Genomic DNA, 21,072 nt, shown 5'->3' with positions numbered 1-21,072 from the left:
GGCTTCGGTCTGCCCCCCGGATCTACCGTTTCAATCACATGGATTGGATTATGGGCAACTACATCAAGCCTTTGTCCGCGGGCGTCACGCTGATCGCCTCGGACAGCACCTGGATCGAGGGCAAGGCGATCCAGCAACTGCAAACCACCGCCGCGCTGGACGGCATGCAGCGGGTCGTCGGCCTGCCGGACCTGCATCCCGGGCGCGGCTACCCGGTCGGCGCGGCGTTCTTCTCCGCCGGCCGCTTCTACCCGGCGCTGGTCGGCAACGACATCGGCTGCGGCATGGCGCTTTGGGAAACCGGGCTGGTTCCCGGAAAATTGTCGGCGGACAAGCTGGAGAAACGCCTGGGCAACCTCGACCTGCCGCTGGACGACTCCTGGCACGACTGCATCGAAGCCCTGGAGCTGCCGGCCCGCGAGCACTGGCGTGCGCTCGGCACGATCGGCGGCGGCAACCACTTCGCCGAACTGCAGCAGGTCGAGACGGTGTTCGACCGGGCCGCCCTGCATGCCCTCGGTCTCGACGCCGGGCGCCTGCAACTGCTGGTGCACAGCGGCTCGCGCGGCCTGGGCCAGGCAATCCTGCAGGAGCACGTCAGCCTGCGCGGCCATGCCGGGCTGCCCGACGGCAGCCTGGAGGCCGCCGCCTACCTGGCGCGCCACGCCGAGGCGCTGCGCTTCGCCGAAGGCAACCGCCAGCTGATCGCCCGGCGCATTCTCGAACGCTTGCGCTGCGACGGCCTGGAACTGCTCGACGTCAACCACAACCTGGTGGCCGCGGCACAGGTCGACGGTGTCCACGGCTGGCTGCAGCGCAAGGGTGCCACTCCGGCCGACCAGGGCGCGGTGGTGATTCCCGGCTCGCGCGGCGACTACAGCTACCTGGTGGAGCCGCTGCCGAGCGCGCTCAGCCTGTTCTCCCTGGCCCACGGCGCGGGGCGCAAGTGGCAGCGTGGCGAGTGCCGCGAGCGTCTGTCGGCGCGCTTCAGCGTCGACCAGTTGGGTCGCACGCGACTGGGCAGCCGGGTGATTTGCGGCGACCGCCAGTTGATCTACGAGGAAGCGCCGGAAGCCTACAAGGGCATCGACTCGGTGGTCGGCGCGTTGCTCGAGGCCGGCCTGCTGCGCCTGGTCGCCCGCCTGAAGCCGGTGCTGACCTACAAGACCCGCGGGGAGTGCTGCCGATGATCCTGCTGCAACTCTCCGCAGCCCAGGGGCCGGCGGAATGCTGCCTGGCGGTGGCGAAGGCGTTCGAGCGGCTGTGCGTCGAGGCGGCGGCCGGCGTCACGGTCGAGGTGCTCGAGGAGATGGCCGGCGTCTGGAGGAGCGAGCGAACAGTGCCAGCGACGCGCTACGCGCCGAGCGCCACCAGGCACATGCCCGGGTCAGCCGTGGCGAGGCTCGCAGGGTATTTCGCGGCGAGCGCTTCGAGCCTGCCTGAAGGGCTCAGTCACCGAGCACTTCGCGGCGCAGCTTCACCGGCTCTTCGCCCCGCTTGCGCGCGGCGGCGCCGCGCATGCGGATGTTCAGCGCCTCCACGGCCAGGGAGAAGGCCATGGCGAAGTAGACGTAGCCCTTGGGTACGTGGACCTCGAAGGCTTCGGCGATCAGCACCGTGCCGACCACGATGAGGAACGACAGGGCGAGCATCTTCAGCGACGGATGCTTGTCGATGAAGTCGCTGATGGCGCCGGCGCAGAGCATCATCACCAGTACCGCGACGATGATCGCCGCGACCATCACCGGCACGTGGGAGACCATGCCGACGGCGGTGATCACCGAGTCCAGGGAGAACACGATGTCGATGATCGCGATCTGGACGATGGTGCCGATGAAGCCTCCCGCCGAGCCTTTCGGCTGCTCGCCGCTCTCTTCCTCGCCCTCCAGGCCCTGATAGATCTCCGAACTGCTTTTCCAGAGCAGGAACAGTCCGCCGAAGAACAGGATCAGGTCGCGCCCGGAGATACCCTGGCCGAACAGGTGGAAGAGGTCGGCGGTCAGGCGCATCACCCAGGTGATCGACAGCAACAGCAGGATCCGCGTGACCATCGCCAGGGCCAGGCCGAAGAAGCGGGTGCGCGGCTGCAGGTGCTTCGGCATGCGCCCGACCAGGATCGAGATCATGATGATGTTGTCGATGCCGAGGACGATCTCCAGGGCGGCCAGGGTGAAGAACGCAATCCAGATTTCCGGGCTGGTCAGCCATTCCATGAAGCGGTCACTCGTCTCGGTCAGTCACTGAAAAGGGGGAACAGGCCCAGCAGCAGGGCCATGGCGAGGATCGCCAGGCACACCAGCACGGCCCATTTCAGGGTGAAGCGCTGGTGGTCGCCGAAGTCGATCTTGGCCAGCCCCACCAGCAGGTAGGTGGAGGGCACCAGCGGGCTGAGCAGGTGCACGGGCTGGCCGACGATCGAGGCGCGGGCCATTTCCACCGGGGTGATGCCGTATTCGGCGGCGGCCTGGGTGAGGATCGGCAGGACGCCGTAGTAGAAGGCGTCGTTGGACATGAAGAAGGTGAACGGCATGCTCACCAGCGCGGTGATGGTCGCCAGGTATGGGCCCAGCGCCGGCGGGATCACCGCCAGAAGGCTCTTGGACATGGCGTCGACCATCCCGGTGCCGGAGAGGATGCCGGTGAACACCCCGGCGGCGAAGATCAGCGAGACCACCGCGAGGATGTTCTCGGCGTGTGCGCCGATGCGCTTCTTCTGTTCCTGGATGCACGGGTAGTTGACGATCATGGCGATGCCGAAGGCGATCATGAACAGCACCGGCATCGGCAGCAGGCCGGCGATCAGGGTCGCCATCAGGACCACGGTGAGGAGCGCGTTGAACCACAGCAGCCTGGGCCGGCGCGCCTCCGGGTACTGCGATACGCTGATCTCCGCCAGGTCCTCGTGGTCGGTGGGCAGGTGCAGCTCGCCGAGGCGGGCGCGCTCGCGCTTGCCGTAGATCCAGGCGATGGCGAAGATCGCCAGCAGCCCGGCGATCATCGCCGGGATCATCGGCACGAAGATGTCCGCCGGATCGACGTGCAGGGCACTGGCCGCGCGGGCAGTGGGGCCGCCCCAGGGGGTCATGTTGAGCACGCCGCTGGAGAGCATGATCAGGCAGGCCATCACCAGCGGGCTCATGCCCAGGCGGCTGTACAGCGGCAGCACGGCGGCCACGCAGATCATGTAGGTGGTCGAGCCGTCGCCGTCGAGGGAGACGATCATCGCCAGCGCCGCGGTGCCCAGCGAGACCTTCAGCGGGTCGCCCTTGACCAGCCGGAGGATCTTGCGCACCGCCGGGTCGAACAGCCCGGAGTCGATCATGATGGCGAAATAGAGGATGGCGAACATCAGCATCACCCCGGTCGGCGCCAGGGTACGGATGCCGTCGAGCATCATCGGGCCGAGGCCGGCGGCGAAACCGCCGAGCAGGGCGAAGGCGATCGGGACCAGGATCAGCGCGATCAGCGCGGACAGGCGCTTGGTCATGATCAGGAACATGAAGGTCGCCACCATGGCGAAGGCGAGCAGGGTCAGCATGGGAACACTCCGGGAAGACGGCGGACGGGCGGCGTGCGATCAGCAGGCGGCGTGCGGTAGGCGTCGCGCGGACGGAGTGCGGCTGTGGGCATGTGCGGAACGGGGCATGGCAATCACCATTGTTGTTTTTGTACGGGTAAACGGGCGTCTCATGGACGCGCCGTCGTGACCGGTCTTCTGCCGGTGGTGGGCGGATGCTACGGCGGGAAGCTTTCAGGCAGCTTTCGCTGGATAACGGCGGGAAACGTGCGGGTAATTCCGGATATGTGGCCGATCAGGGCTGCCAGGCGAGGAGCGCCGCGGCCAGTTGCAGGTCGCTGTACCCGGCGTTTCCCGGGGACAGTCGCAGGACCCGCAGGGCCGCCTGGAGGTATGCGCCGCGGATCGCACCGTCGCTGGCGACGAAGCTGGCGGCGTCGTCCCGCGCCTGGACGAGCTTGTCGCCTTCGTCAGAACCGGACTCCTGTGCGCTGACGGTGGTGCCGATGAACGGGCCGACGGTGGTGAAGGCCGCCCAGAAGAAGGTGGCGGCGCCGGGTTCGTCGTCGAATTCGGGAACCACCTTGATGAAACCGAAGGTCGGTTGGCAGAACAGGCAGAGCGCAGTGAGGGCGGCGGCGACGCGTCCTGTCGTCATGGGCTTCCTTGCAGCACGAGAAGTACGCCGACCAGGGTGGCGCCGGCAAGCAGGGTTTGCAAGGTGATGATGCCCGCCATCAGGTGGCCGTCGCCGCCCAGTTGGCGGGTCAGCACATAGGCGGTGGGCGCCGTCGGCAGGGCGAAGAACAGCACCAGCACGGCGCTTTCCATGCTCGGCAGACCCAGCCCGCGAGCGATGGCGAAGGCCAGCAGGGGCATCGCCAGCAGCCGCGCCGCGCAGTTCCAGCCAAGGGCCGCGACTTCGCCGCCGAGTTCCTGGGGTTTCAGCGCCGCGCCGACGCACAGCAGGCCCAGCGGCAGGCTGGCCACCGCCAGCAGGTTGAGCAGGCGGTCGCTGCCGCCGGGCAGGCCGACGCCGGCCAGGTTGACCAGGGCACCGGCCAGGCAGGCGAGGATCAGCGGGTTCTTCAGGATCGGCAGGAGCAAGCCGCGCAGGCTGATGCCGCGCTCGGCGGTCAGTGCCCAGACCGACATCACGTTCACCGTCGGCACCATCAACGCCAGCATCAGCGCGGCCAGGGTCAGGCCCGGCTTGCCGTACAGGCTGCCGACCGCGGCCAGGCCGAGGTAGGTGTTGAAGCGCAGCACACCCTGGGCGATGGCGCCGAAGCGCCCGGCGTCCCAGCCGCGCCAGCGCTTGCAGAGCAACAGGGCGAGCCAGGCGACGCCGAGCCCGAGCAGTACGGCCAGAGCCTGGCGGGCCAGGCCGGGGTCGTCCAGCGGCGCGGTCGCCAGGTTGCTGAACAGCAGCGCGGGAAACAGGATGAAGTAGTTCAGGCGTTCGGCGGCAGGCCAGAAGGCTTCGCCGGGAAAGTCCCAGCGGCGCAGGGCGTAACCGCCGACGATGAGGGCGAACAGCGGCCAGAGGGAGTAGAGCAGAGCGGTCACGGGCACCCCCGGATGGTGGAATCCGCCCATCTTGCGAGGAGGCTGCGGCGCAGGGCAAGTCCGGCTTATGCTGAACCTTCCCGTGCGGAGGATTCGTCATGTCCGAAACCCATGCTGGCGGCTGCCACTGCGGCCACCTGCGCTACGCCGTCGCCGCGCCGCTGGACGACGTCGCCCATTGCCATTGCTCGATCTGCCGGCGCACCACCGGCGGCATCGTCACCACCTGGGCCACGGTGCCGCGCGCGGCGTTCCGCTGGCTGGCGGGCGAACCGGCGGAGTACGCCTCGTCGGCCAGTTGCACGCGCTATTTCTGCCCGCGCTGCGGGGCCAACCTGGCGTTGTTCACTCGGCTCAGCGCCGATACCCTGGACTTCACCGTGGCCAGCCTCGACCATCCCGAGCGCGTCCCCGCCAACCGGCACATCTGGGTCGGCAGCCGCCTGCCATGGCTACACCTTGACCCACAGTTGCCCGAAGAGGACGAGGAGTTCATCGCCGCAGCGGACGACCCGTGAGCGAAGTCCGGAGGTGACACCTGTAGGGTGAATAACGCAGAGCGTTATCCGCCGTTCGCGAGGCGCTGGAAGATCGCTCGGGACATGCGTCCTGCAAGCGATGGTCTCAGGGCAGCATCAGCCCGCCCGCCGCCTTGTGCAGCTCGCGCAGGTGCGCACCGATCTCCTTGATATTGGCCTCGTTGGCTTCCAGCTCGGCGCGCCGCTCGGGGTCGAGCAGGGCACGGACCTCGCGGTCGAGGTCGTCGCTGAGCCGGCGCAGGCGCGCCTGGCGTTCGCGGGTCTGTTCTTCCAGATGCTTCCACTCGGCGGCCTGCGGCAGTCCGTAGCCGCCCTCCAGGAGTTCCGCCGGACGGCTGAGGAAGCCACTGTCGTCGAGGATCTGCTGGAAGGTCTTGCCGGCCACTTCCAGGCGCTGGTCGCCGGCCGGATTGTCCAGATGGCCGAGGTACAGGCGCTTCAACTCGTCCTGGGCGAGCAGCAGCTGGCGCCGCAGCGAGGCCTGCTCGAGCAGCAGCAGCGCCGCGCTGGCGCGCAGGTCGGCCCTGGCGAACCAGGGCTGGCGCTCCCTGGCCGGCAGCGCCAGCCAGTCCTCGACCTTGTCCTGGGGGATGTGCAGGCGCCGCTTGAGCACGTCGAACATCGCCTGGTAGCGGTCGCGGAAGGAGTCGAAGCGGTAGCCCAGGCGCAGGGCCTCCTTGGGGTCGTCGAGCACGCTGGGATCGGCCAGCTTGCGGTTCTCCAGCATCTCGAGCACGCCATAGGGCGTAATGCTGTCCAGGCTTTGCAGCGGGCGCCGGGGGATGCCGCTGCGCAGCAGCTTGAGGGTTTCCACCGCGCAGTTGTTGGAGATGAAGTAATACTGGCCATCGTAGCTCCAGTGGCTCTGCGCGGCGCGCTCGACCAGGCTGGCGACTTCCTCGCGGTCCAGCTTCAGCGGGATCGAGGCGAGGCTGCGCAGTTCGACCTTGGTGTATTCCTCGATCACCTGCGACAGCGGCAGGACGAACAGGCGTGACGGATAGGCGCCGGTCAGGCCGTCCCAGCTGGACAATTGCAGGTCACCGACGAAGGCGCGGTAGGACAGCACCAGGTGCTGGTCGAGGTCCAGCCGGCAGTCCGGCCCGCGCGGCCGGCCGGGGGCGCAGATCACCAGGCGGAGCATGGTGTGGCCCCAGCGGCTGACCAGGTTGTCGTTGGCCTCGGCCAGCAGGTAGTCGACCTCGTAGACCCGCTCGGGGTCGAGCTGGCCCAGCGGCTGCTGGCCGAAGTCGCGGCCGGCGTTGAGGTAGGCGAAGCTCTGCGCGCAGGCGCTGTGTTGCGGCGCCCAGCCGAAGCGTTGCTGGTAGTAGCGGTAGAGCGCCGGGCGGCGGCAGGCGTAGCTGGGATCGAGGAGGAAATATTCCATGTTCACCGCGACGAACTCGCGCGGGTTGCTCAGCTCGTAGACGTCCGGGCTGCGCAGGACGAAGCCGTTGTGCGCCTCGCGCCGTCCGCGCTGGCCGGCGCGCTGCGGCCAGCCGGCGAGATCGAGCAGGCGCGGGTCGTCGGAGAGCGTGAAGCGGCGTCCGGCCTGCCCGCGGCAATCGCCGGGCTGGGCGATCCGACCGAGGGTTTCCTCCTGGCGCGTGCAGCGGCGGATCTCGCGTTTTTCCTCCGGCGACCACAGGCGCGCGCGATCGTAGACGTGGGTCAGCTCGTGCAGCAGGGTCGCCAACAGCTCGCGCCGCTCGGTGCCGTGCACGCGCCCGGTCTGGCGGCTGGCGGCGCTGCCGTCGGTGAGATCGGCCAGGTACCTGCGGTTCAGCGCGATGCGCTCAGGACCACGGGCCTGGCCCATGCCGTTGGCGGGCAGGTCGTCGCGCCATTCGACCGCGATCTCGCGGTCCAGGCGCTCGCGGAAGGCCGGCGGCAGCTTGTCCGCGGCTTCGTCCAGCAGACGCTGGCTGGCCTCGCGCTGCGCGGGGTCCAGCCCAGGCGCGTCGAGCTTCAGGCGCAGGGCCGCCGTCGCGCTGCCGGCTCCGCAGAGGGCCAGCGCCAGCAGCCAGGCGCAGGCCTTCCTCACAGGGCGAGGATGGCTTCGGCGAGGACCTGGTCGGAGGCTTCACGGGCTTCCGGCAGACGGTTGCGCAGGGTCCGCATCGCGGCTTCCAGCTGGGCGCCGCGGATGGCGCCGTCGCTGGCGACGAAACTGGCGGCATCGTCGCGCGCCTCGGTGACCACTTTCATGTCGCGCACGGAGGTGGTGGTGTCCGAGGTGAAGTCGATGCTGCGGTCCAGGGCGCGGACGATGATGTTGCTGGTCGCGACCACCGAGCGGGCCTCCGCGGCGGTGGCGCAGAGCGCCAGCAGCAGGGCGGCGAACAGGGGGCTATGACGCATGGAGCTACGGCGCATGGAGGTTCTCCGGGACGGTGGTGATCGCCTATTGGGCAAGAATTGCTTCGGCCAGTTCCTGATCGCTGGCCGCCAGCTCGGGGTGCGCGACACGCAACCAGCGTAGCGCCGCTTCCAGGCGCGCACCGCGAATGCTGCCATCGCTGGCGACGAAGCTGGCCGCATCGACCCGGGCATCGCGTAACAATTTGTTCTCGAACGGCGTGCTGGTCAGCTTGCTGGTGACGTAAAGGGACTTCGCCGTGAACGCCGTCGTGGTATCGAAGGCGTGCGCAGCGGGCGCCAGCAGGCAACAGAAGAGCAACGAGAATCGGCAACGCATGGGGTTGTGCGGAACAGGACTGGAACAGCCGCCAAGGCTAACGGAATGTGCGGCGCGGAGCCAGTGTGGCCGGTCGACCGGGTCATCGCCGCAGCCGGGCGGCTGCGGCAGCGGGGCGGGTGGCTCAGATGGTGAGGATCGCCTGGGCCAGTTGCATGTCGTTGGCCGCCAGGCTCGGCAGCTTGCCACGGATGTGGCGCAGCGCGGCCTCCAGGTGCGAACCGCGGATGTCGCCCTGGCTGGCGACGAAGCTGGCGGCGTCGTCGCGCGCTTCGAGGACGATCTTGTCGTCGCGGAACGAGTTGGTGATGTCCGAAGTGGCGTTGGAAGTCATGCCGGTGGCGCGAACCAGGGTATCCGTGGTGACCACGAAGCTGCTGGCGAAGGCGCTGGAGGCGCAGGCGAGCAGGGCAGCGGCACCGATCAGGCGCAGACGTTTCATGTGAGTTGCTCCGAACGAAGTCAGCGTAGACGGCCGCATCCACGCGGCCGTGTCAACGCTGAGACTAACCAACTGTGCGCCACGTCACCAGCGGCTCAGCGCCAGAAAGGTTTCGAAATCTCTACGTAGCGTTCGCTCGGGCTGATCGCCAGGTCGGCGAGGTCGTGTTCGCTCATCTGTGCCAGCAGCCGGCGGGACCGGACGTTATGGCGCCATCTGAGCAGGCAATCGCGCCAGTGCGAGGTTGTCGGGGATGATATCGGATGCGCTTGCGAAGAGTATCCCATGGCCTGTTCCTCATCCGCAGGGAGAGAGTTGGAGCATGAGCGGGTTGTCGGGTGACGGGCAGGGACAGGCCACGGGCGTTTCAGCGGAACAGCCCGCTGTGTACGCCGACTGTTCCGCTCGGGAAGTTCGCAGCTGTTCCACATTTGCGCCTGATCGACAGCTAGCTCCCTATTTGCTCGGGTTTTTCGCGAATGAAGTGAAAGCTGGTGCTATTCCGCATTTTTCACGGCAAGATGACGCGATCTTTGAATCGCCGCAGCACCGTCTCCAGATGGGCGCCAGGCGGCTGCGACAATAACGACATAACAATGCAGAGAAGGACGGGGTAGCAGTACCTGCGCGGATTTATGGCGGAAACGATCATTCTCATCGGCTCCAAGATCGGTAGGGATAGCATCCTGTCATCCCTTGGCAAGCCGGAATACAGCTACTTCTTCCTCCTACAGGAATTCCTCCCGGCGCTACATGCCTTGGGGCGGGTGATCGAAGTGGCGTCCACGGCGGAAGTCGATCGCCTGTTCGACGATTATTCGAGCAAAGGGCACCCGGTGGTGTTCCTGAGCTTCAGTCCTCCCCATCAGACCCCGCTGGGGCTGCGTTGCCCGACTGTGCCGCTGTTCGCCTGGGAGTTCGACAGTCTGCCGAACGTGGCCTGGGAGGGCGAACCGCGCAACGACTGGCGCTATGTGTTCGAAAGAGTCGCCGGCGCGGTGGTGACCAGCCGCGAGGCCGCGCAGTTGGTCAGGGAGGTTTCGCCGCTGCCGGTGCTGGCATTGCCGGCGCCCGTCTGGGCACGCTTCGCCGACTCCGAGCCGAGCGAATTGACGCTGGCGGCAAGAGCCTTTTCCTTTGCCGGACAGGTTATCGACAGTCCGCTGCTGGGCCTGAGCGCCGATGGGCTGGTCAGGCGGCCGCCGGTCGTAGAAGCAGAAGAGGCGCCAGCAGAGGAGCCCACCGGAGAGCAGGTGGCGTCGCCGCCCCGCAATACGCGCTGGGCGCTGAGCTGCCGGTTGGCGGAGGCCTGGTGGAACGAGATTCGCGGGTGTTATGCGAAACCTGTCGTCGTCGCCGAACCGAACGTCGCGCCACCAGCGCCCATCCAGCATGTGCAGGTCGACGGCGTGGTATTCACCACCGTGTTGAATCCGGCCGACGGGCGCAAGAACTGGGTCGACCTGATCACCGCGTTTTGCTGGGCGTTCCGCGACGTTCCGGATGCCACATTGATCGTCAAGATGACTCACCACGACCTGGAATACTACCGGATAGTGTTGATCACGCTGCTCTCCCGTCTGGCTCCGTTCGCTTGCCGCGTGCTGGTGCTCCATGGCTTTCTCGAGGATCCGCAGTATCGCGAACTGATGGCAGCTACCACGTTCTACGTGAACGCTTCCAGCGGTGAAGGGCTGTGCCTGCCCCTCATGGAGTTCCTCTGCGCCGGCAGGCCGGCGATTGCGCCGCGGCATACCGCCATGGCCGATTACCTGAACGACGATATCGCGCTTCCGGTGGCCTGTGCCCCCGAGCCGACCTGCTGGCCCCACGATCCCACCGGAATGCTGGTGACCCACCGGCATCGCCTGGATTGGCAGTCATTGATGGAGGCCTATCGCCAGGCCTATGCAATGGCGAAGGAGGAACCGGAGCGTTATCGCGCCATGCTGTCGCGAGCCAGACATGAGATGGAGGCGTTCTGTTCCGTGGAGCAGGTGAGTGGTGCCCTGGGGGACTTCCTGGGGCGAATTGCCGGTTCAGAGAGCACGACTCCCGGTTCCGTTGATTCGCTGCGGAGTCTGGCGTGATGAAAATCCTCGTTCATTCGGAAATATCGGCAGCAACCATCGCGCGTAGCCTGGGACTGCCCGACTACAGCTACTACTTCGTGCTCAAGGAATTCCTTCCGGTACTTCGGGAGCTGGGCGACGTAGTGGTGGTGGAAGCACCTGGGCGGGAAGTGGATGCGTTATACGAGCAGGCCATCTCGGATGGCGAGTCCTGTGTGTTTCTCTCGTTCACTCCGCCGCACAAGACGCCTCTGGAGCTGCGTTGCCCAACTTTCCCGGTATTTGCCTGGGAGTTCGACTCGATTCCCAGCGAGCCATGGCTCGAAGAAGAGCAGCAGAACTGGGCCGTGGTATTGAAGCGCTGCGGGGCGGCGATCACCCATTCGGAGCTCACCGTCCGAGCTGTGCGCGATCTGCTGGGTCAGGAGTTCCCAGTGCTCTCGATCCCTGCACCGGTCTGGGACAAGTACGAAGGCTTGCGTTCCACCGCGACCGCTGGGCAAGTCCAGCACCGGCCCCTGCGGATCGCCCGAGGCGTGGTGCTCGACAGTCATGACGTGTCTCTGGCGCCCTATATGCCGGGCATCGATGCTGTCCAACGGGCGGTTACCGCCGCCCGGGGCGCCAGCGCCGGGTCAACGAGCGCGCCCAATCCCCGCTCGCCACTGAGGATCACCCTGGATTATCTGGGGCAGTGGTATCGACAGGTCCTGCTCGGCAAAGAACCTGCCGCGCCCGCGCCGGACGGGCAGGAGAAGCGACTCGAGCCGGAGAACCCGGTCGAACCGCAAGGCCTGCCCCCGGTTGGCGGGGAAAACTCCGAGATGCCGGTCCTGAAGCTGGCCGAGCATAGTCTGCAGCTTTCCGGTGTCGTGTTCACGGCGCTGTTCAACCCCTACGACGGGCGCAAGAACTGGGTCGATATGCTGACGGCGTTCTGCGCGGCGTTCCGCGACCAGCCGAACGCTACCCTGCTGTTCAAACTGGGCCATCATGAATACCAGTCCGCGATGAACGACATGCTGATGTGCATGGCCCGGATGCCGGCGTTCCGTTGTCGCGTCGTGCTGCTCCAGGGATTCCTCGAAGGAAACGACTTCGAGTCGTTGATCCGCGGTACGGCGTTCGTCGTCAATGCCTCCCATGGTGAGGGGCAGTGCCTACCGCTGATGGAGTTTCTCTCCTGCGGAAAACCCGCCGTAGCGCCACGGCATTCGGCGATGGCCGACTATATCGACGAGCGGGTAGCCTTCGTGGTGGATTCCTGGCTGGACGCTACCGCTTGGCCGCACGATCCGCGCCTGGCCTATCGCACACTGCGGCACCAGGTCGACTGGCAGTCGTTGGTGGCGGCCTATCGGGCCGCCTATACCTGCTATGCCGAACGGCCGGAACTGTACGCACGGATGTCCGCCGATGCCATTGAGCGCATGCGTGGACACTGCTCGCGCGAAGCCGCGCGGCGGAAGCTGGAGACCTTTCTCGAGCGGGAGGCGCTGGAAGCATGAGCCTGCGTCGTCTGTTGGAGGCCTGGCGAGGGCCGCAATCGTTGGAGAGGGAAAGGCCCGTCGAAGCTCCGGAGAATGCTCCGGATTACGTCGATTCGCGGGATTGCGGTCTGGTGGACGCGGTGCAGAGCGGCTGGTACCAGAGCGAGACCGACGAATTGTTCAAGGGCTTTCCGGTGAGTGCGGACGATGTGGTCCTGGATGTCGGCTGCGGCGCTGGCGGGGCAACCCTGTTCTGCGCCAATCGCGGCGCCCGGGTGATCTTCTCCGATGTGGTCGAGGAGAAGATCGAGGCCCTGCGCCAACGTGTGGCGTCGACCCCGGCACGGGATGCGCAGGGGATCGTCTCCGATAGCTGCCCGCTACCGCTGGAAGATGCCCTGGCGACCCGCGTTATCGCGCTGGAGATGCTCGAACACGTGGACGATCCGGCACAGGTGCTGGCCGAGCTGGTCCGGGTGGGGCAGCCAGGGGCTCTCTATCTGCTTGCCGTGCCGGATGCGGCTGGCGAGCATCTGCAGAAAAGGTTCGCACCGTCCTATTACTTCTCGGCGCCGAACCATGTGCGCATTTTCGAGCGCGAGCAGTTCGCCGGGTTGGTCAGGGAGTCGGGATTGGAGGTACTCCAACAGTCGACCTTCGGTTTCTACTGGACCTTGTGGATGTGCATCTACTGGACTTGCGCGCGGGCAACCGGTGCCGAGTTGGAGGGCGCCTCCCACGACGTGGTACAGCCGCCGTATCCGCCATTGCTCAACGATTGGGCGAAGCTGTGGCATCAATTGCTCAAGATGCCTGAGTCGGCGCCGATGAAGGCGGCCCTGGACGACCTGCTGCCGAAGAGCCAGGTGATTGTGGCGCGTAAGCCGGAGAGTCGCCGTTCATGAATCGTCGTATCGACGATATCGAAGTGCTGAGAGCCGTAGCGGTACTTTTCGTGGTGCTGCAGCACGCCCAGGGCAACCTCTTCAGTTGGTCGAGCCCGGCGCTGGAATGGTTCTACACCTTCATTGGCGGCTCTTTCGGCGTGGACCTGTTCTTCGCCATTTCGGGGTTCGTCATCGCCCGCGACTTGCTGCCACGCCTGCAGGCCAGCGGAAGCCGCAGGCAGGCCTGGTACATCCTGCTGGCATTCTGGGTCCGCCGTGCCTGGCGCCTCTGGCCGTCCGCCTGGCTGTGGCTCGCGGTGATCCTCGGATTGTGCTGGGGGTTCAACCAGAGCGGTGTGTTCGGCAGCCTGCGCGCCAACGCTGAGGCCACTCTGGCCGCATTGCTGCAAGTGGCGAATGTGCGCTTCGCCCTTACCTTCGGTGAAGGCGAAATCGGTGTCAGTTTCGTCTACTGGAGCCTGTCACTGGAGGAGCAGTTCTACCTGCTGTTCCCATTGCTGGCCTTGCTTGGGCGACGCTACGTGCTGCCAGTGGTGCTGGTGCTGATTTTCCTGCAATGCTTCGCGCCGCGCCTGCAGTCGTTGTGGCTGATGATGCTGCGGACCGATGCGCTGGCTTATGGAATCCTCATTGCGATGATTCACGAGCGTTTCACTGCCGGACGGGTGCCTGCGTGGTTGCATGGTCGGCATCTTTCCCGCCTGTTGCTGGTCCTCGCCCTGCTGTGCCTGACCCTGCTGGCGAGTCGCCTGCCGGTGCCGTCCTTCAGCATGGGCCTGATTGCCCTGCTTTGTGCCGGGCTGGTCTGGATGGCGGCCTACGACGCGAACCTGATCTGCCCGCCGGGTTTGTTGAAGAGGCTATTGATATGGATCGGCAATCGTTCCTACGCGATCTATCTCATACATGTGCCGGCGTTCTTTTTCACTCGCGAACTGTTTTATCGCCTGTATCCAGAGGAACACGTCGGACCGGCATATTTCTTTCCTTACCTGGTGGTTTCCGTGGGTCTGATCCTCATGTTCAGCGAGCTTAACTATCGCTGGGTGGAAAGCCCGTTTCGTCGCTTCGGGGCCCGCCAGTCCAGAATTCTTCTCATACAGGGTCGGACGCCCGAAACCATGGCCGTGCTACCGGCCGAGCGTATCTAGGAGTCGCAATGCTGGAGTTCTTCAAGCGCATATCCGGGCGGCCTCAGCCCGTATCCGTATCCGAAGTGCCGACCGCACCGGCTGACGAGGCCGTCGAGGAGCAGTCCACCCTGACCGATGCCTATCTGAGTGGCTGGTTCCAGCAGGAGAGCGGCGAATTGTTCGAGGGTTTCCCGATCATGGCGGAAGACTCGATCCTCGACATCGGCTGTGGTGATGGACCCTTCGTGCAATTTTGCGCCCAGCGCGGAGCCGAGGTGATCTTCGCGGATATCGATGCGGCCAAGGTCGCTGCCGTCGAACAGGCTCTCCAGGGCTCGCCCGCGCGGGGCATCATTCCTCTGGTGACAGACGGTGATCCGATTCCGTTGGAGGATGCGCGGGTCAACAAAGTCGTGGCGATGGAGGTACTCGAGCACGTGGCCGATCCTGCGCAGTTCATGCGTGAACTGGTGCGTGTCGGCAAACCGGGCGCGCTGTACCTGCTTACCGTTCCCGATCCGCTTGGCGAAAGCGTGCAGAAAGAGTTGGCGCCGCCGGCTTATTTCGAGCATCCGAACCACATCCGGGTGTTCGAGCGTGATGATTTCGCCCGTTTGGTGGAGTCCGCCGGCCTGGTGATCGAACGGCGTACCCAGTATGGGTTCTACTGGTCGGTCTGGTGGTTCCTGTTCTGGGCCTGCAGGCAGGAACTGTCGCCGCCCTGGCATCCCTTGCTGGAGAGCTGGACGCGGACCTGGAACATGCTGTTGTCGATGGAGGACGGCCCACGCATCAAGAAGGCTCTCGACCGCGCCATGCCGAAGAGCCAGGCGATCATTGCCCGTAAGCCACTCTGAACTGAACGAGGACGAAGGCTGTGCAGGGATGTTGGCGGTTCGTGAGGCTCGATCGGGAGGAGTGGGGGTGCGTACTCGCGGTGCTGGCGGCCGTGTTGTTCGTTCGCCTGGCGATGGGCTTCGAGTTTCCGATTCCCTGGAATGACGAAGCGGCGTTCATCTCCCAGGGATTCGAGCTCAGCCGTACGGGGAGCTTCTATGTTTTCGGCTTGAACACCGAGCGGGTGGTGATGTGGATGCCACCAGGCTTCATGCTGCTGCTGGCTGCGGCCTACAAGGTTTTCGGCTATAGCTTCGAGCTGTCACGCTGGATTTCCTGCCTGCTCTATCTTGGCGCTTTCGGGGTTGCCCTGGGCATCCTGAGGAGCCTGCGCCTGGAGGGCTGGATGCGTCTGGTGGCTCTGGTCCTGACGGCTCTGGCGTTCGTCTCTCCTTATTCGCTGGCGATCTCCAACATGGCGCGGATGGAGGCGCTGTACGCCTTGTTGTTTCTCGCCTCCCTCCTGGCCATGTTACGCGAGCGCCCCGGGCTGGGGCTGGCCCTGGTGCTGTTTGGCGCCACCGTGCACTTCAACGCGGTCTACATGCTGTTGCCCTACCTGGCACTGATCGGCTGGAAGATCCTTCGCCGCGAAAGCCTGACGCTGACCCCGGGCGAGCTGCTGGCGCTATGCCTTTCCACCCTGGCGCTGGCGGCCTATGGCGTATTTGTCGTCAGGCACATCGGCGGCTTTCTCGAGGACATGAAGTTCCAGTTCGACTTCAAGCTGGGATGGGCGGTCATGGATGGGCCGATGGGATGGTTGCAGGTGGGGGCGATGGTGGCCCTGGCAGCCCTGCAACTTGCCTGGCGTCGGCGTTTTTGCCGCGAAGCGATGCTTTCGCTGTATGCCGCGGGCTTCATGGCGTTGGCACTGAATGGCCATAACATGTGGTATGGCTTCGCCTTTGTATTCGCACTCTGGCTACTATTGCTGAGCGTGCTGCTGAGCTTTGCAGGGTTGGCGCGGCGACCGCTCTTCAAGGGGCTGTCACTGCTGGTCGGATGCCTGCTCCTGCTGCCGTTCGCGGTGCATGGCTGGAGCAGAAGCGATGTCTTCGTACCCTTGTGGCCGCGCGCCGAGCTGCTTCAGCGGCCGTTCCTGGCACCCTCTGAAATCGCCAAGGTTCGCGCCTGGATCGCGACCCTGCCGTCGGAGACTACCGTCTCCTTTGGTTACTCGGGGGTCGAGCCTTTCTTCTTCGCCGATCTGGCCAGGGCCGGCGTGCGCTGGAGCATTCCCGGCCACAGCGTGACCCAGGTGCTGCCACCACGCCGTAACGACTACCGGGTGTTCTGCGACAGCGCTCTTTTCCCCACCTATCTCGCGCGTTTCGACTGGGATGGGTTTCCTCGCAAGAGCGCCGATACCGGCTGTGTCATTCTGCCCGCGGGGGGTGAAAGATGAGGCAGGCCGTGGACCTCGGCGGCGGTCGCCGCTCCGCCCTGGGGGGCGTGCTGGTCGGCCTGCTGGGACCGGCCTTGCTCGCCTTGGCGTTGTTGCTCTTCCTCCTCGAAGGCTGGAAGCCGATCGAACAGATGGATGATGCCTACATCTCCTATCGCTATGCGCAGAACCTGGTGAACGGCCATGGCCTGGTGTTCAACGCTGGAGAGTGGGTGGAAGGCTATACCAATCTGTCCTGGACTCTCATGGTCGCCGCGGGGATGTGGCTGGGCATGGACGGACCCCAGGCCGGGCACTGGCTGGGGCTGTTCTGTGGGCTCGGGCTGCTGTGGGCCAGCTACCGCTATGCGCAGCTCGTCCTGCCGCGCGGCGGCCACTGGTTGGCAGGCGTGGCGCCGCTGTTGATTCTGGCAAGCAACAGCTTCGCCTGCTGGAGCCTGTCCGGCCTGGAAACACCGCTGTTCGCCTGGGCTGTGACGGCAGCCCTGCGTGCCTATGCGCTCGGGCGCATGGGGCAGGTCGCGGCCTGGTCGATCTGCGCCAGCCTTACCCGCCCCGAAGGGGCTCTGCTGGCCGGCGTGCTGCTGGGCTGGGACTGGCTGATGCGGGTGCGTCAGCGTCGGCCTTGCGACCTGAAGGGGGTGTTGCGTCTCTCAGGGCCGGTGCTGGCCTATGCCATCTATTTCCTCGGCCACCTGCTGTTCCGACTCCATTATTACGGCGATTACGTTCCCAATACCTTCCATGCCAAGGTGGGCGGCATTCCATTGAGCCGGGGCTTCGACTATCTGTATGGCTTCCTGAAAGATGGAGCGGGACTTCTCTTGCTCCCCGCGCTATGGGGATGGAGGCGTTTTCCGGAGGTGCGAATGGGGGTTGCCTATCTTCTGGCGACCTGCCTGTACATTCTCCTCGTGGGGGGCGATGTGTTTTCCCATGGAAGATTTCTGTTGCCGGTATTCCCGGTACTGGTCGTCGCGGCACTCGCCGGTGTCTACCATGTTGCCCGACAGCGGCGGATATTCGGCTGGTTGTTGGGGGCGACGCTGCCGGCATCGATGCTGGTCGCCTTGTATATCGGTGATGGAAGTGCCGGGAGATTGTTAGTCAATGCCGTGCAGAGTACGGATGCGGCGCAATTTCCTTACTCGGCGAAGCGCGCCCAGGCTCGCAATCATAGGTTCATCTTCACTGCGGAGCATATGCGGCAGTGGATGCAGCGCCTTGCTCGGCTCCAGCCACCGGTGCGCCTGGTTGCGGCGATCGGTATCGGCCAGCCGGGTTATTTCGCCGGGGACATGCGCATCCTCGACCTGGTTGGCCTCACCGATCGGCATATAGCCAAGAGCGAGAGAACGCTGCCGAACACCTTGATCCTGCCCGGCCACCACCGTACGGATGCTCCCTACGCGTTGGCACGCAAGCCCGATGTGATCATGATTCCACGCAAGGACGACCCGAATATTCTGATCCCGCTACCGGCGATGCGGGATCTATGGAACCAACCGGCCCTGCAGGAGGAATACTACTGGGACGATGACCTGGGTACCTATCTGCGCAAACCTGAACTACGCCGCCGAGCCCAGTCGCCCCGAGGCCATGCTGGCGAAGCCCCGCCTGCGTAGGCGATACGCATCGATCGACGTCTGCAGGCGCAACAGTAGCCAGGATATCCCCAGCGACAGCGCAATGCTGGCGGGGATCGCCGCGCCTTGCTGGCCCTGGTCGAAACCGAGCAGTTTTTCGCAAAAGAAGAATGCCAGGAAATGGCTGATGAAGATCGGATAGGCGAGCCGGCCGAGCAGGTTGTCAGCCTTCTTCAGCCAGACGTTGTCAGGACGGGCTCCTAGCGCGGCAGACAGCAATGGCCAGGCCAGCACGGCGCCCAGCAGTAACTCCATGACGAAAGGGTGGCTGAACAATCCAAACGTTGGCGCCACGACCAGCAACAGGCTGGCATAGACAAGCCAGAGCGCGAGAGGGATCCAGGCATAGCCGGGCTCTTCGCGGCGGGCATGGGCATAGCCGAAGAGGAAGAAGGTCAGCGCGCCAAAAATGAACCGATACCCGAAGTTATCGCTGTTGAAGGGGCCGCTGCCGAAGAACAGCGCCGTTACCTGGATGCTGGTCGTCACCGCGAGCACGGCGAGAAACGCCCTTCTCGGCAGTAACGCTATCGTGGGTAGAAGCAGATAGAAGTGGAATTCTGCGGCCAGCGACCACGCCGGCGGTACGATGGGATGAGGCAGCAGTCTTTCTACCGTCAATGGTTCGAAGACGTAGTTGGCCGGCAGCAACGCCAGGTTGAGCAATACTTTTTCCAGGCTGGCCGGCTGGTTCATGAACAGCACATGCTGTGCCGGGCCGAGCCAGGCGATAGCGGCGAAACTGGCCAGTACGACCAGCCCGTACTGGGGAAAGAGCTTGAGAAAACGATCGGTATAGAAACTGCGGACTGGCGTAGTGGAGTGGCTGACGAAGCGGCGATAGCTGCGCTGCATCAGATAACCGCTGGTGAAGTAGAAGACAATGACCGCGACTACTCCTGGATTGAAGTGGAAGTTGCTGCCGGTGGCATGTGAAAGCAGCACCAGGAGCGCCAGTATGAAGCGGGTGATGCCGAGCATTTCAGCCTCTTTTCCGGTGATAGGTTCGGTGCGGCTAGCGCCGAGCGGCCCATGTCATCAGTCCACCGCTAGGAGGTGGAATGCCATTCCAAGGATGCGTGTGTCCGCCGTACCGGGTGGATGGGCGTCGGGAAGTGCGAAATCGAGGCGGTTCAGGCCGTCATGCAAGAGGCCGGCTGGCACCTGGATGCGGATGTCACGTTCGCCGCCCTGATAGGCGCCTTCGAAAACGAGGGTGCCGTTCAGGCAAACGGCCAGTCGCTGGCTGCCGAGGAAGCCTGCCTGCAGGGAAAGCCGGCCGGACAGCGTGGAGGCATTTTCCAGCTTGAAGCTCAACGTTGACGCGGTGCCTTCGGTCCAGCGAAAACCGTTCTCGATCACGGAAAAACCGTCGAAGCCGGCATTCGGTTCATCATAGGTGATTCGTACCTTGCCTTGCAGCGGTGGCATGACTGCCAGGTGGAAGCGATCCAGCCGCTCCTGCTGGCGATGCTGGGTGTTGAGGAACGGCGGATAGCTCCAGTCGAACAGGAGTTGCGGATGCTCGTCGATGTTCGGTGCGGCGTTCCATTGCAGGGCATAGGTATTGTATAGACCCTGATAGCTATTAACGAAGATAGAGAAGGCGGCGAGGACGGCGAACAGGGCGAGGGCCGGCCGCCGCCATTTTTCCAGCGATGCCAGGCAGACGGCAGTGCCGAGCAGTAGACCGGGAAGCGCGTCGACCATCAGCCGGGAGCCATACGACCAGCCTGCCCACCAATGGGGGAAGCGGGAAACCGTCAGGTAGTGCAGCAGGGGCCATCCCAGGGCGAGGATCAGTAGCGGCAGGTTTCTCTTTTGCTTCCAGAGCAAAAAGGGCAGGCACAGGATCGGCAGCAGCAGGAATGGCGAGTAGACCAGCAGTCCTCGGGCGGGGCTCAACAGATTGCCGTAGAGGGCAGTCGCGAACTGGGTGCCTTCCAGGCGCTTGGGCAGGTAATAGTCCGGCAACGGTTGACCGAACTCATGGAAACTCCAGAGCACGAAAAGCATCAATAGCCCGCCTTGCACCAGGGCGGCTGCGATCGCCGTTTTCCAGCTCCTGGTCATGAGAAAGGCGAGCAGGGCTGGAGCCAGCAGGGCCATGGTCGGTCGGCAGAGATAGGCCAGGAACAGGGACGCGCCGATCAGAGCGAACTTGCCGGTAAGCGGTCTTTCCCTGAGCGCAAGATAGATGGCCAGGCTGGCGAACAGCACCGCCAGGTCGTGGGACCAGAGCGCGGTGCCGAGCGTGCTGGCATAGGCGCTGCCGAACCAGCCGAGGGCGGTCAACGCCAGGCTTGCGTCACGTCCCAGATAGAGGCGGGCGGTGCGATAGAGCAGCAGGAGTATACCGATAGCGCAGAGCGCCACGATGATCATCTGCATGGTGGGCTCGTGTTGGCGCATGTCCACTCCAGCGGCGTTGGCGATTGCCACGACTGGAGTGGCAAGCAGGGCGCTGCCGAGGGGAAAGTAGTGGTAGTAGTGGCCGTTCTTCTGCTGGATGACGTACCCGTAACTTTGCAGTAGTGGCTCGCCCAGGCTGTCGAGCTGGATCGTGCCATGCTGAACCAGTGCCTGGCTGACCAGTAGAGTGGCGCGAGGATCGCTATTTGTATTGTGGTTGCGCTGGGTTACCAGGGTCAGAAGCAGCAGGGACAGGACAACGATCCATAGAAGGCGCTGTCGATCCGCGAGAAAACCGGTGGCCATGGCGTGTTCTTGTTCTTCTGTGGCTGATGTTGACG

Annotated in this window: 20 protein-coding genes and 1 pseudogene; 10 read left to right on the top strand and 11 right to left on the bottom strand. The window is 64.8% G+C overall.

Annotated elements, in window-relative coordinates; genetic code table 11:
- The first annotated feature begins 50 nt into the window (after positions 1–50).
- Positions 51–1,190 carry an RNA ligase RtcB family protein gene (locus PSPA7_RS29900; RefSeq protein ID WP_012078040.1) on the top strand — a complete coding sequence of 380 codons (1,140 nt, stop codon included), beginning with the start codon at positions 51–53 and terminating at the stop codon, positions 1,188–1,190.
- Positions 1,187–1,443 (top strand): annotated as a pseudogene (locus PSPA7_RS31775) (hypothetical protein). Before PSPA7_RS29900 ends, PSPA7_RS31775 begins: the two are co-directional and overlap by 4 nt.
- A 5-nt stretch (positions 1,444–1,448) precedes the next feature.
- Here the strand turns inward: PSPA7_RS31775 and PSPA7_RS29895 are convergent.
- The 4 genes from PSPA7_RS29895 to PSPA7_RS29880 form a co-directional block, all read right to left on the bottom strand.
- Entirely contained in the window at positions 1,449–2,213 is a 765-nt protein-coding gene (locus tag PSPA7_RS29895; RefSeq protein WP_003151049.1) for a TerC family protein, read from the bottom strand.
- Positions 2,214–2,233: 20 nt separating this feature from the next.
- Complete coding sequence (locus PSPA7_RS29890; protein WP_012078039.1) at positions 2,234–3,538, bottom strand: CitMHS family transporter; 1,305 nt, start codon at positions 3,536–3,538, stop codon at positions 2,234–2,236.
- A 274-nt stretch (positions 3,539–3,812) separates the two neighbouring features.
- The gene (locus tag PSPA7_RS29885; RefSeq protein WP_012078038.1) at positions 3,813–4,175 is read right to left on the bottom strand and encodes a DUF2388 domain-containing protein; all 363 of its coding nucleotides are present in this window, start codon (positions 4,173–4,175) and stop codon (positions 3,813–3,815) included.
- On the bottom strand, positions 4,172–5,116 hold the full coding sequence (locus PSPA7_RS29880; protein ID WP_074197252.1) for an AEC family transporter: 945 nt from the start codon (positions 5,114–5,116) through the stop codon (positions 4,172–4,174). Before PSPA7_RS29880 ends, PSPA7_RS29885 begins: the two co-directional genes overlap by 4 nt.
- Positions 5,117–5,184: 68 nt before the next feature.
- Here PSPA7_RS29880 and PSPA7_RS29875 point away from each other — a divergent pair, with 68 nt between their 5' ends.
- Positions 5,185–5,604, top strand: a complete 420-nt coding sequence (locus PSPA7_RS29875; RefSeq protein ID WP_012078036.1) for a GFA family protein — start codon at positions 5,185–5,187, stop codon at positions 5,602–5,604.
- Positions 5,605–5,710: 106 nt separating this feature from the next.
- Here PSPA7_RS29875 and PSPA7_RS29870 read toward each other — a convergent pair whose 3' ends face one another.
- From PSPA7_RS29870 to PSPA7_RS30495, 5 genes are all read right to left on the bottom strand, one after another.
- The gene (locus PSPA7_RS29870) at positions 5,711–7,669 is read right to left on the bottom strand and encodes a DUF7844 domain-containing protein (RefSeq protein WP_012078035.1); all 1,959 of its coding nucleotides are present in this window, start codon (positions 7,667–7,669) and stop codon (positions 5,711–5,713) included.
- On the bottom strand, positions 7,666–7,986 hold the full coding sequence (locus PSPA7_RS29865) for a DUF2388 domain-containing protein (protein WP_003152574.1): 321 nt from the start codon (positions 7,984–7,986) through the stop codon (positions 7,666–7,668). The genes PSPA7_RS29870 and PSPA7_RS29865 overlap by 4 nt, the downstream gene beginning before the upstream one ends.
- Before the next feature lie 43 nt (positions 7,987–8,029).
- Positions 8,030–8,323, bottom strand: a complete 294-nt coding sequence (locus tag PSPA7_RS29860) for a DUF2388 domain-containing protein (RefSeq protein WP_034000262.1) — start codon at positions 8,321–8,323, stop codon at positions 8,030–8,032.
- A gap of 124 nt (positions 8,324–8,447) precedes the next feature.
- Positions 8,448–8,765, bottom strand: coding sequence for a DUF2388 domain-containing protein (locus PSPA7_RS29855; RefSeq protein WP_003096907.1), 318 nt, complete (start codon positions 8,763–8,765; stop codon positions 8,448–8,450).
- Between the two features lie 95 nt (positions 8,766–8,860).
- Entirely contained in the window at positions 8,861–9,052 is a 192-nt protein-coding gene (locus tag PSPA7_RS30495; RefSeq protein ID WP_012078032.1) for a DUF1127 domain-containing protein, read from the bottom strand.
- A gap of 348 nt (positions 9,053–9,400) precedes the next feature.
- Here PSPA7_RS30495 and PSPA7_RS29850 point away from each other — a divergent pair, with 348 nt between their 5' ends.
- From PSPA7_RS29850 to PSPA7_RS29820, 7 genes are read left to right on the top strand one after another with little or no spacing between them, the layout of a single operon-like run.
- Positions 9,401–10,855 (top strand): glycosyltransferase family protein, encoded by a 1,455-nt coding sequence (locus PSPA7_RS29850; protein WP_003152569.1) that lies wholly within the window; start codon positions 9,401–9,403, stop codon positions 10,853–10,855.
- The gene (locus PSPA7_RS29845) at positions 10,855–12,345 is read left to right on the top strand and encodes a glycosyltransferase (protein WP_033996968.1); all 1,491 of its coding nucleotides are present in this window, start codon (positions 10,855–10,857) and stop codon (positions 12,343–12,345) included. Before PSPA7_RS29850 ends, PSPA7_RS29845 begins: the two co-directional genes overlap by 1 nt.
- Positions 12,342–13,232: a class I SAM-dependent methyltransferase gene (locus PSPA7_RS29840; protein WP_049792059.1), complete on the top strand. Its 891-nt coding sequence runs from the start codon at positions 12,342–12,344 to the stop codon at positions 13,230–13,232. Before PSPA7_RS29845 ends, PSPA7_RS29840 begins: the two co-directional genes overlap by 4 nt.
- The gene (locus PSPA7_RS29835) at positions 13,229–14,386 is read left to right on the top strand and encodes an acyltransferase family protein (protein ID WP_003152563.1); all 1,158 of its coding nucleotides are present in this window, start codon (positions 13,229–13,231) and stop codon (positions 14,384–14,386) included. The genes PSPA7_RS29840 and PSPA7_RS29835 overlap by 4 nt, the downstream gene beginning before the upstream one ends.
- Before the next feature lie 8 nt (positions 14,387–14,394).
- Entirely contained in the window at positions 14,395–15,225 is an 831-nt protein-coding gene (locus PSPA7_RS29830; RefSeq protein WP_003152561.1) for a class I SAM-dependent methyltransferase, read from the top strand.
- Between the two features lie 41 nt (positions 15,226–15,266).
- Positions 15,267–16,673: a glycosyltransferase family protein gene (locus tag PSPA7_RS29825; RefSeq protein ID WP_138009466.1), complete on the top strand. Its 1,407-nt coding sequence runs from the start codon at positions 15,267–15,269 to the stop codon at positions 16,671–16,673.
- Complete coding sequence (locus tag PSPA7_RS29820) at positions 16,670–18,298, top strand: DUF8728 domain-containing protein (protein ID WP_041025441.1); 1,629 nt, start codon at positions 16,670–16,672, stop codon at positions 18,296–18,298. Before PSPA7_RS29825 ends, PSPA7_RS29820 begins: the two co-directional genes overlap by 4 nt.
- Here PSPA7_RS29820 and PSPA7_RS29815 read toward each other — a convergent pair.
- Entirely contained in the window at positions 18,242–19,300 is a 1,059-nt protein-coding gene (locus PSPA7_RS29815; protein WP_012078028.1) for an acyltransferase family protein, read from the bottom strand. The genes PSPA7_RS29820 and PSPA7_RS29815 overlap by 57 nt on opposite strands.
- A 57-nt stretch (positions 19,301–19,357) precedes the next feature.
- Positions 19,358–21,037: a glycosyltransferase family 39 protein gene (locus PSPA7_RS29810; RefSeq protein WP_012078027.1), complete on the bottom strand. Its 1,680-nt coding sequence runs from the start codon at positions 21,035–21,037 to the stop codon at positions 19,358–19,360.
- Positions 21,038–21,072: the final 35 nt, after the last annotated feature.

Origin of the sequence: Pseudomonas paraeruginosa PA7, assembly GCF_000017205.1 — a bacterium.
Taxonomy (GTDB): domain Bacteria; phylum Pseudomonadota; class Gammaproteobacteria; order Pseudomonadales; family Pseudomonadaceae; genus Pseudomonas; species Pseudomonas paraeruginosa.
This window is presented reverse-complemented; position numbering and strand designations above follow the sequence as displayed.

Bases quoted from the DNA above. Each gene is read 5' to 3' on its own strand.
- PSPA7_RS29855 (WP_003096907.1), bottom strand. From the start codon at position 8,765: ATGAAACGTCTGCGCCTGATCGGTGCCGCTGCCCTGCTCGCCTGCGCC.
- PSPA7_RS29880 (WP_074197252.1), bottom strand. From the start codon at position 5,116: ATGGGCGGATTCCACCATCCGGGGGTGCCCGTGACCGCTCTGCTCTAC.
- PSPA7_RS29895 (WP_003151049.1), bottom strand. From the start codon at position 2,213: ATGGAATGGCTGACCAGCCCGGAAATCTGGATTGCGTTCTTCACCCTG.
- PSPA7_RS30495 (WP_012078032.1), bottom strand. From the start codon at position 9,052: ATGGGATACTCTTCGCAAGCGCATCCGATATCATCCCCGACAACCTCG.
- PSPA7_RS29885 (WP_012078038.1), bottom strand. From the start codon at position 4,175: ATGACGACAGGACGCGTCGCCGCCGCCCTCACTGCGCTCTGCCTGTTC.
- PSPA7_RS29835 (WP_003152563.1), top strand. From the start codon at position 13,229: ATGAATCGTCGTATCGACGATATCGAAGTGCTGAGAGCCGTAGCGGTA.
- PSPA7_RS29900 (WP_012078040.1), top strand. From the start codon at position 51: ATGGGCAACTACATCAAGCCTTTGTCCGCGGGCGTCACGCTGATCGCC.
- PSPA7_RS29865 (WP_003152574.1), bottom strand. From the start codon at position 7,986: ATGCGTCATAGCCCCCTGTTCGCCGCCCTGCTGCTGGCGCTCTGCGCC.
- PSPA7_RS29820 (WP_041025441.1), top strand. From the start codon at position 16,670: ATGAGGCAGGCCGTGGACCTCGGCGGCGGTCGCCGCTCCGCCCTGGGG.
- PSPA7_RS29875 (WP_012078036.1), top strand. From the start codon at position 5,185: ATGTCCGAAACCCATGCTGGCGGCTGCCACTGCGGCCACCTGCGCTAC.
- PSPA7_RS29815 (WP_012078028.1), bottom strand. From the start codon at position 19,300: ATGCTCGGCATCACCCGCTTCATACTGGCGCTCCTGGTGCTGCTTTCA.
- PSPA7_RS29830 (WP_003152561.1), top strand. From the start codon at position 14,395: ATGCTGGAGTTCTTCAAGCGCATATCCGGGCGGCCTCAGCCCGTATCC.
- PSPA7_RS29840 (WP_049792059.1), top strand. From the start codon at position 12,342: ATGAGCCTGCGTCGTCTGTTGGAGGCCTGGCGAGGGCCGCAATCGTTG.
- PSPA7_RS29845 (WP_033996968.1), top strand. From the start codon at position 10,855: ATGAAAATCCTCGTTCATTCGGAAATATCGGCAGCAACCATCGCGCGT.
- PSPA7_RS29890 (WP_012078039.1), bottom strand. From the start codon at position 3,538: ATGCTGACCCTGCTCGCCTTCGCCATGGTGGCGACCTTCATGTTCCTG.
- PSPA7_RS29860 (WP_034000262.1), bottom strand. From the start codon at position 8,323: ATGCGTTGCCGATTCTCGTTGCTCTTCTGTTGCCTGCTGGCGCCCGCT.
- PSPA7_RS29850 (WP_003152569.1), top strand. From the start codon at position 9,401: ATGGCGGAAACGATCATTCTCATCGGCTCCAAGATCGGTAGGGATAGC.
- PSPA7_RS29810 (WP_012078027.1), bottom strand. From the start codon at position 21,037: ATGGCCACCGGTTTTCTCGCGGATCGACAGCGCCTTCTATGGATCGTT.